A 9,501-nucleotide genomic window follows, 5' to 3' on the forward strand; every position below is an offset into this window, starting at 1 on the left:
CAAAGGGGTGTTTTTCGATCTATTTTTTTATTTTTAATTTAACTAAATCCATTACAAGCTATTAATCTAAAAAAATCACGAATTTTAGTGAAGCTGTGAGTGCAAATAGACTCTTCACCATTTCCTACTGTAAGTAAACTAAAATTGTCTTAGCGCAAAAAACACACTTCATTTGTTGTTAATTTACCCTGCTTGAATTATTTATACTTTTTAACCTCTATAGGAACTACCTGATGCAGGATGCTGACAACTTATCTTATCGACAGAGACACAAACCCGCGAGTGATTTTGACTCACGTGAGGACTATTTAAATCACGAATTAAATATCATAGATCCTAAACGTTGGAGTATTAACTTACCCTTTCGCGATTTTGGCATTGAGGTAGAAGATTGGGTACCTGCACTAGCAGCAACAATCGGTAAAATCGTAATGGTTGCAGCTATGGCGGGCGCATTTGCGGCTCAGTTTGGTCTAGATGCGGCCTTTGTAGCAGAAAATGTACGTTTTGAAATGCTAATTGCCGGTGTTCTGTTTGTTGTTTTATTCTCAGCTATTTTAAATCCTCGCGCTAACTTGGCGGGTACACATGGCCCGATGATCCCACTTATCCCTTTAATTGCAGCTGCTGGTGGTCACCCGCTTGCGCTTGGTGTTTTAGTGGGGGTATTTGGCTTAATACTGAGTATCTCTAAAGGTGGCTCTAAACTGGTTACCTTAACGGGTGAAGGGGTGCGTGGGGGATTACTTATCTTCCTAGGCGCAACGGGAACCATCGGGCAAATTCGCAAATTTGGTAACTGGGGAGACAGCATCGAGATGGCTGCTATTCCATTTGCCGTTATTCTAGTAACAATTGGTATTTATGCTTACCTTGCTCGTATCAAGATGCGCTGGGTTGCTATTCCGCTTTGTTCTGCAATAGCAGGTTTAGCGGCATATGCACTAGGTGCTCCGTTTGAGTTTGTCACAGAGCCTGGTTTACCAAATATGAGCCCATTTTATTGGTGGGGAGAAACAACTGGTTGGAAACTCGGTTGGCCTGGTTTAAGCGAATATATCGCCGTAGTACCATTTGCTATTTTAGCCGTTGCAATGTGGTCGCCTGACTTCTTAGGGCATCGCGTGTTTCAAGAGCTTAACTACCCTAGAAAAGCTAAAAATGTGCTAATGGATGTTGATGATACAATGACCGTTGTGTCTATCCGTCAAGTTGTCGGCTCTGTTTTAGGTGGTGCAAACTTAGCATCTTCATGGGGGACATATATGATCCCTGCTGCTATTGCTAAACGTCCTATACCAGGCGGGGCTATTCTAACGGGTCTGTTATGTGTAGTTTGTTCTGTCCTTGGTTTCCCAATGGACTTGGCAATGTGGGAACCTGTACTGCGTGTTGCGTTATTAGTGGGGGTTTTCTTACCCCTATTAGAAGCGGGGATGCAGATGGTTAACGATGATAAAAGCTCTCAAAGTGCTGGTATCTGTATCTTCTCAAGTGCATTAGTTAACCCTGTATTTGGTTGGGCAACAACTATGTTATTAGATAACTTAGGTTTCATTGGAGATAAAGAGCGCTCAGATGCATTGTCATTTATGGATCGTTTAGTGATTCCACTGATCACCTTTATTATTTGTGTTGGTTCATTAGCGTTAGTCGGTCAACTTCCGGGTATTCCGGCGCTGTTATAAGCACAAGTTATCTCTTATAGGTAACAAAAAGCCGAGTGTAAAAACTCGGCTTTTTCAATTGCACTTTATGGGAGATTATTCTCCAATGGGTAAAACAGTACGGCCATATTGCTCATTGATTACTTCAGCCATTGCTAAGTAAATAGCACTGAAACCACAGATAATACCTTCAAAACCAGCAATTGTGCCGATTAACTGTGAGCCGGTAAAATCGCGAATTGCCAATAAGAAGAATAGTACCGTTAAACTGCCGAATACAAATTTAAGCACAAAGTTTCCACGTAGCGTACCGATAAACATAAAACCAGTAAAAATCCCCCACATCACTAAATACCAAGCCATAAAGCCGTGCGGCGTTGCATCAGCTAAACCAAGTTTAGGAAAAACGATTAAAGCAACTAAGCTTATCCAGAAAAAACCGTAAGAGGTGAATGCGGTTAAACCAAAGGTATTACCTTTTTTGAACTCAAATATGCCGGCGATAACTTGTGCAATACCACCGTAACAAAGGCCCATTGCCAGAATCATTGCGCTAATTGGAAAAAAACCAGCATTATGAATATTAAGTAAAACAGTTGTCATACCAAAGCCCATTAGTCCAAGAGGGGCTGGATTAGCGTAGTTAATAGTTTGTGACACGCAATGTACCTTTTTATGTTAATTGAATAGGGAGGATCGCGCGCACAATAACACGACAAAGCATTTTGTAAAGAATTTTGTAAAAATAAGACTGAAGTCACTTTTTTTGTTTATTTTATTGTTTAAATGAGATCTTGTAACTTGCATCTTAATTCTGTCTAATATGAATAATTATTCATATATTGTTAAATATGATGCATAGTAAAGCTTTGTATTAATTTTATTAATTTCGATCAATAAAGCAGGTACAATTAAATTAATCCCCAATAAAAATGAATTTTAATTATGAATTTACCTACTTTATCGATAAAAAATCTCCATAAATCATTTGCTGATCATGAAGTATTAAAAGGTATTGATTTAGAAGCACGCAAAGGCGATGTTATCTCTATTTTGGGGGCTTCTGGCTCAGGTAAAAGCACACTATTACGTTGCGTTAATTTGCTTGAAACCCCGACCTCCGGTGAAATCCGAGTTAATGGTGAGTTGATAGAAATGAAGCAGGATAAAAAAAGAGGTGCAATTCCAGCTTCAATTAAACAAGTTGAACGCATCCGTTCTCGTTTAGCGATGGTTTTTCAAGGGTTTAATTTGTGGTCGCATATGACGGTATTAGAAAATGTAATTGAAGCACCCGTGCATGTTTTAGGCGTCCCTAAAAAAGAAGCGATTGTTAAGGCGGAAGCGATTTTACAACGTGTTGGTCTATATGAGCGTAAAGGGTATTACCCGGGACAACTTTCTGGTGGTCAGCAACAGCGAGTGGCGATTGCGCGTGCACTTGCTGTCGAACCTGAAGTGATGTTATTTGATGAACCTACTTCCGCACTTGATCCCGAACTTGTTGGTGACGTTTTAAATGTAATGCGTGGCCTGGCTGAAGAGGGAAGGACTATGTTAGTAGTAACCCATGAGATGGCTTTTGCTCGTGATGTTTCTAATAAAGTACTATTTTTACACCAAGGTTTAGTTGAGGAAGAGGGAAAACCAGAGGTTATTTTTGAAAACCCATCATCTGAACGTTTCAAACAATTTATTTCATCTGTTTATTAACAATATTCAAACCCTTTGAATTTTCTTTTCAGAGAAATCTAACTTAAATTATTTACCATAAATAAGGATATAAAATGAAAAAAATCAGTCTATTAATCGCACTGTTTGCTCTATCTTTTAACGTAGCCCAAGCTAAAGAGTGGAAACAGATCCGTATCGGCGTTGAAGGTGCTTACCCTCCGTTCAGTAAGACAGAAGCTGATGGCAGTGTGACAGGATTCGATATTGATCTTGCTAATGCATTATGTGCGCAGATGAAAGCAAAATGTACGTTGGTAAAACAGGATTGGGATGGCATTATTCCAGCATTATTAGCGCGTAAGTTTGATGCTATCATTGCTACTATGGATATTACTGAAGAGCGTAAAAAGAAAGTTGCCTTCACTGATAAATACCAACATATTCCAGCGCGTTTTGTTGCTGTAAAAGGGGCGCAATTCCAAGCAACAGAAGATTTCATGAAAGGTAAAAAAATTGGTGTGCAACGTGCGACAACCATGGACCTTTATATCTCTGATAACTTTCCTGCCGCTAAAATAAAACGTTATGGTTCAGCGGATGATGCCTACCTGGATTTAAAAGCCGGCCGTTTAGATTATGTGATGGCTGATTCTGCTGCAATTACGGATGGTCTACTAGGAAAAGATGGCGGTGATAAATTTGCTTTTATTGGTCCGAAATTAAACGATCCTAAATGGTTTGGTGAAGGTGCAGGTATTGCAATTCGTAAAAGAGACCAGGATCTAGCGGAGCAGTTTAATGCAGCCATTAAAGAAATTCGTGCAAATGGAACATATAAAACAATCCAGGATAAATACTTCAGCTTTGATATTTACGGCGAAGAAAAATAAGCGCTGATTAACTTATACCCAAACCACTTCAAGATGCTGATTCCTGCATCTTGAAGTAGCTTGGGTATGGCGTGGCAGGCCACCCTTTTTTTATACACCGAAAAGAATTATTTATGCATGAATTATTAAATTATCAAGGGATCTTGTTTGCGGGGGCGTGGTTAACGCTTCAAGTGGCATTGCTTTCACTTTTATTAGCTTTAACGTTAGGGCTATTGGGGGCGTTAGCAAAATTATCTCATTCGACTTGTTTGAAAGGTATCGCCACGTTATACACCACCATTATTCGTGGTATTCCGGATCTAATTTTAATGCTGTTGATTTTTTTTGGTGGGCAGATGTTAATTAATGATTTAAGTTATAACTTGAATGAATGGTTAAATCAGTTTGTTACCCGCTTCGATCCTGCCCATGAGTGGTATTCATTTTTACCTGATTATATTGATATAAGCCCGTATTTTGCCGGGATTATGACCATCGGTTTTATCTTTGGTGCATATATGGCCGAAACATTTCGTGGTGCTTATTTATCTGTTGAAAAAGGTCAGTTAGAAGCCGCAACAGCTTACGGCATGAGTAAGTACAAAATATTTGTACGGGTGATGTTTCCGCAAATGATGCGTCATGCTCTGCCCGGTATCGGTAATAACTGGTTAGTTTTATTAAAAACCACCTCATTAGTCTCGATTATCGGTTTACAAGATATGGTGAAAATTGCCGGAGACGCCTCGGGATCAACACAGCAACCCTTTACTTTTTATTTTGCTGTAGCATTAATTTTTCTTCTTTTTACTTCAATTTCAACCACTTTTTTAAAGTGGGCTGAACGCAAATATACAATTAAAACGAGGTAGAGAAGATGGATTTTTCAATTATTATTAATGAATACCAGTTTTACCTTGAAGGGATCTGGACTACGTTTTGGTTAGTCTCATTTTCATTACTATTAGGTTTGTTGATTGCGATTCCTGCGGGCATCTTACACAGTAGTGAAAAATGGTGGATTAAGGGCCCTATTTGGCTTTATATGTACTTTTTCCGTGGTACACCACTGTTAATACAGCTCTTTATTATTTATTACGGCGCAGCTCAGTTTGAACTGTTACGAGAAAGCTGGTTATGGGAATACTTTCAAGAAGCTTGGTTTTGTGCATTATTAGCTTTCACTTTAAATACGGGCGCATATACTGCCGAGATTGTACGTGGTGTAATTGGCAATATGCCTAAAGGTGAGCTGGAAGCCGCTAAAGCCTATGGCATGAGCGCATGGCAAATTCTCCGCCGTATTACCTTACCCAACTCCTTGCGCCGCGCATTACCCGCTTACAGTAATGAAGTGATATTTATGATCCACGGTAGTGCGATTGCAGGTGTGGTCACGATTGTTGATATTACCGGTGCCGCTCGAGTGGTGAATGCGCGCTATTATGCGCCATTTGAAGCTTATTTAGCTGCCGGGCTGTTATATATGTGTTTAACATTCTCTGTTATATATATATTTAGACAATGGGAAAAACGTTACTTAGAGAGTTAGCATTCAATCAGTTAAAGTTAATTTTTAGAAACTATTATTTACTTTTTATGCTTGCTTGATCGTGTGTAGCAGTTAATTTATTTAGAACTCATGGTATATTTGACTTAATTATTTTTCTCAATGCGGAAATGCGTATCAATATTAGAGCTGTCTGATATGAAGGTTACTTGCACTCGCTAAAATTTTTTAAATAGGGATCTTATCAAATATGGAAATAAAAATATTAATGGCAGCTTTAAGCTTTATGTCATGTTCAGTCATCGCGGATGTAAAAACTCTCGCTCACGATGTAAACGAAAACAGCGAGGTAACAGTACAAAATATCGGTGATACGGCTTGTATTTTGAACTATAAAAATAGTGATTACCTAACGAGTGAGGGGATGCCTGTATTTTATACCTTCCAAGTTGAACTCAATGAGGGGGAATTACAAAAGGGTATGAAATCTTGGCTACCGCATGGAATTAAACCTGGACAGCCTACTACATTATCTTTTCATGATAAGAATATTGGGAAAATCTATGAATATACTGACAATATTTCCTTGTACGGCGAACTGTTTTATAAAACGAACTTATTCACTCGTTTTTTGGCTGTAGATAAAATACTCATGCGCCAGAGAGGTGTGACAATAAATATGCCTGTTTATAGAAAGGCAGAGATATCGGATAAAACAAAAAACGTCTTTAAAAACTGTGTTAACAATCTCGATAAAGCATTGATGACGTTTTGTAAAAGCTCTGGTGATGCATCTAAATTGTGTAAAGCCAAAAAAGCGAATGCAAAGAAGGCACCCGTTAATGAAGTTATTAAGGATGATCCTGAGTTTATAGCTGCAGCCAAAATCAAAGCACTTGAAGAAGCCAGAGCACTTGAAATAGCTAAAACACTTGCAGCAGCCAAAGCGCTTGAAGCGGTTAAAGCAGTTGAAGCAAATAAAGCTTTTGAAGCGGCCGTAGCCCTTGAAGTCGCTAAAGCACTCAGAGAAGCTAGGAGGAGCGCTGCTCAAGCTGCAGTTGAGAAAGCTGCTGAAGCCAAAAATCGAAAGAAAATCACTATTTTTACTGACAAAGTTGAAGCCCCTTACCATCTCAATAAATTTGGTCAGAATAATCCTGCTATAGCGAAAAAAATTAAGGGGGGGATGCGTGGCAAGGTTATGCGTGTTACTTATCCGGCCGATGGTGGCGTTGCATATTATGCCAGTAATAGCGGCATAGATTATTCTGAATATGTTTATATTGAATTTGATCTTAAGCTAATATCTGATCATCGTGATGATAGTAAGCTAAATATTAAAATGGATTGTTTTGCCTCTTGTAGCTCTGGTCCATACGTAATTGAAAAACCAAGACTAGGTGAGTGGAAGCACTATAAGGTGCGCTTGGAAGATTTAATTAACAATTCCGGCTCAAACCTTGATATTACTAATGTGAATGTACCATTTGCTATTTTTCCTGATTGGGGGAATCAACGCGGTGTTGCATTTATGATCGATAGTATTGCTATGACTAACTATTAATGTGAATGTAGCATTTGCGATTCTTCCTGATTGGAATCAACACAGTGTTACATTGCTGAACGATAGTCTGCTATGAGTAACTAAACGGCTAATAATTGCTATAAAAAAGAGTAAAACAATAAAAAGGTTAACGAGATAAGTTCGTTAACCTTTTTTGTTTGCCCAGCAAAGCTGGCAAACCCGCTCACTTGCAAGATAGTGAGATCGCCTTAACTAAGGGAAGATAATCTGAATGGCAAGGGCGTCACAGGCCAACGGTGACGCCTGAAGGAAACCATAGGAAGTTAGAAGTACACAACTAACCGTAACCTGTTTCAGCAATATTGGTGGGTAAGCGTCCAAAATAGCGCAACGCCCAATACTTAATTAAACCAATGCTGTGTTTGAGGGGGGCATTTCTAACAATAAAAAATGAACGAGGCTAGCTAACCCTTGCATCTCCAATTTCTTAAGTCGAAAAGAGTATAAAGCAGCTCTGCAATTCAGCATTTAAGTGATTATTAGAATCTGCAATTAACTTCATTGAAAAAGCTTTTTTTTTGGGGGGGGTATCCCCCCTCTCCAGGTTAAAGCGCTTACTTGTGTGCTATCGCTCTCTTTTTGTCCGCCTTTTAATCTGTATACTCCATTTATAAGTGCTTAAGCACTGATTAGACAGTAGTTATTATCTAATCGGAGATAAGTATAAACTTGACCTGCAGATTCAGTCATTTTTTTTGAGTTGAAAAGTAAGCGCTTACATGCCGGCTTGGAGCTGTTTGTGATTTTAAAAAAAAGGATTCACGCGGTGAAATATATCCATGTTTGCTATTTGGATAGAAGCAGCTAACTGGCTCTAGTATCTTAAAAAAGGAATTTTATAAAATATGCAAAGCAAAATTTTAATTGCAGCTTTAAGCTTTATGTCATGTTCAGTCATTGCAGATGTAAAGACGCTTGCTCACGAGATAAATGAAAATAGTGAGATAACAGTACAAAATATAGGCGACTCGGCTTGTGTTTTGAACTATAAAAATGGTGATTACCTGACTAGTGAGGGGTTTCCTGTCTTTTATAATTTCCAAGCAGAGCTCAATAATGGCGAGATACAAAGAGGGATGCAATCTTGGTTACCACATGGAATGAAACCGAATAAAGTAACTACATTATCTTTCCATGATGATAATAAAGGAAAAATTTATGAATATACTGAAAATGCCACTCAGTATGGCGATCTTTTTTATAAAACAAACTTATTTAAGCGTTTTTTGAATGCAGAAAAAATATTCATTAAGCAGGGAAAAGTGGTAAAAAAAATGCCTCGTTATACAAAGGCTGATCTCCCTGAACAAGTAAAAAAAGCATTTCAAAAATGTGTAAATAATCTCGCTAATACATTGCAGGAATTCTGCTTAAGTTCAATTGATGCCTCAGAGCTTTGTAGCGCAAAAAAAGCGAGCGCAAAAAATGCATACGTTAATGAAGTCATTAAGGATGATCCTAAGGTTATTGCAGCAGCCAAAGCAGCAGAAGTTGCAAAAGCACCAGAAGTTGCTAAAGCAGCAGAAGTTGTAAAAGCAGCTGAAGTTGTAAAAGCAGCAGAAGTTGCAAAAGCAGCAGAAGTTGCAGAAGCAGCAGAAGCCGTGAAATCAGCTGAAGCTATTGCAGCGGCTAAAGTTGCAGAAATTGCTAAGGAAAACCATAAAGCAAAAGAAAGAAAAATCCTCTCTATTTTTTCAGACAAAGTTGAAGATCCTTTTAACCTAAAACATTATGCCCAGTACGATAGTGTGTCAACTTCGCAAGTGGTAGATGGTAGCCATGGTAAGGTTACTCGTATTCGCTATCAGACGGATAAAGGTGTTGCATATTTTGAAAATGGCAAAGGGGGAGATTATTCTGAATATTCTTATCTTGAATTCGATCTAAAGTTAGCATCGGATCCTCGTGATGATGGTGGTTTAATGATCAAAATGGATTGTTTTTATCCTTGCAGCTCGGGCAACTACTCAATTGAAAAACCTGAGTTAGATATCTGGAAACATTATAAAATTAAGCTCCAAGACTTAATAAAGCAGTCAGGTTCGACCCTAGATATCACTAAAGTGAGTGCTCCATTTGCAATTCTACCCGACTGGGGAAAGCAACGTGGAGTTGTTTTGATGGTGGATAATGTTAGCTTAACGGATTAACGGATTAACGGATTAACGGATTAACGGATTAACTGATTAACTG

The 9,501-nt window shown here is 38.6% G+C and carries 8 protein-coding genes; 7 read left to right on the plus strand and 1 reads right to left on the minus strand.

Features of this window, described 5'->3' with window-relative positions:
- Positions 1 to 233 precede the first annotated feature (233 nt).
- A complete protein-coding gene (locus AC4GME_RS06315; RefSeq protein WP_490376741.1) occupies positions 234 to 1,688 on the plus strand; it encodes a DUF3360 family protein in 1,455 nt (484 codons plus the stop codon).
- A 75-nt stretch (positions 1,689 to 1,763) separates the two neighbouring features.
- Here AC4GME_RS06315 and AC4GME_RS06320 read toward each other — a convergent pair whose 3' ends face one another.
- A complete protein-coding gene (locus tag AC4GME_RS06320) occupies positions 1,764 to 2,327 on the minus strand; it encodes an acetate uptake transporter (protein WP_490376742.1) in 564 nt (187 codons plus the stop codon).
- A 285-nt stretch (positions 2,328 to 2,612) separates the two neighbouring features.
- Here AC4GME_RS06320 and AC4GME_RS06325 point away from each other — a divergent pair, with 285 nt between their 5' ends.
- The 6 genes from AC4GME_RS06325 to AC4GME_RS06350 all read left to right on the plus strand — a co-directional run bounded on the left by AC4GME_RS06325 (position 2,613) and on the right by AC4GME_RS06350 (position 9,458).
- Positions 2,613 to 3,380: an ABC transporter ATP-binding protein gene (locus AC4GME_RS06325; RefSeq protein ID WP_490376743.1), complete on the plus strand. Its 768-nt coding sequence runs from the start codon at positions 2,613 to 2,615 to the stop codon at positions 3,378 to 3,380.
- A gap of 74 nt (positions 3,381 to 3,454) precedes the next feature.
- The gene (locus tag AC4GME_RS06330; RefSeq protein WP_490379146.1) at positions 3,455 to 4,231 is read left to right on the plus strand and encodes an ABC transporter substrate-binding protein; all 777 of its coding nucleotides are present in this window, start codon (positions 3,455 to 3,457) and stop codon (positions 4,229 to 4,231) included.
- Between the two features lie 113 nt (positions 4,232 to 4,344).
- Positions 4,345 to 5,085 carry an ABC transporter permease gene (locus AC4GME_RS06335; protein ID WP_490376745.1) on the plus strand — a complete coding sequence of 247 codons (741 nt, stop codon included), beginning with the start codon at positions 4,345 to 4,347 and terminating at the stop codon, positions 5,083 to 5,085.
- A 5-nt stretch (positions 5,086 to 5,090) separates the two neighbouring features.
- Positions 5,091 to 5,765 (plus strand): ABC transporter permease, encoded by a 675-nt coding sequence (locus tag AC4GME_RS06340; RefSeq protein ID WP_490376746.1) that lies wholly within the window; start codon positions 5,091 to 5,093, stop codon positions 5,763 to 5,765.
- 208 nt (positions 5,766 to 5,973) lie between these two features.
- Positions 5,974 to 7,287, plus strand: a complete 1,314-nt coding sequence (locus AC4GME_RS06345; RefSeq protein ID WP_490376747.1) for a hypothetical protein — start codon at positions 5,974 to 5,976, stop codon at positions 7,285 to 7,287.
- A gap of 866 nt (positions 7,288 to 8,153) precedes the next feature.
- The gene (locus AC4GME_RS06350) at positions 8,154 to 9,458 is read left to right on the plus strand and encodes a hypothetical protein (RefSeq protein WP_490379147.1); all 1,305 of its coding nucleotides are present in this window, start codon (positions 8,154 to 8,156) and stop codon (positions 9,456 to 9,458) included.
- Positions 9,459 to 9,501: the final 43 nt, after the last annotated feature.

The organism is Psychromonas sp. (assembly GCF_983033635.1).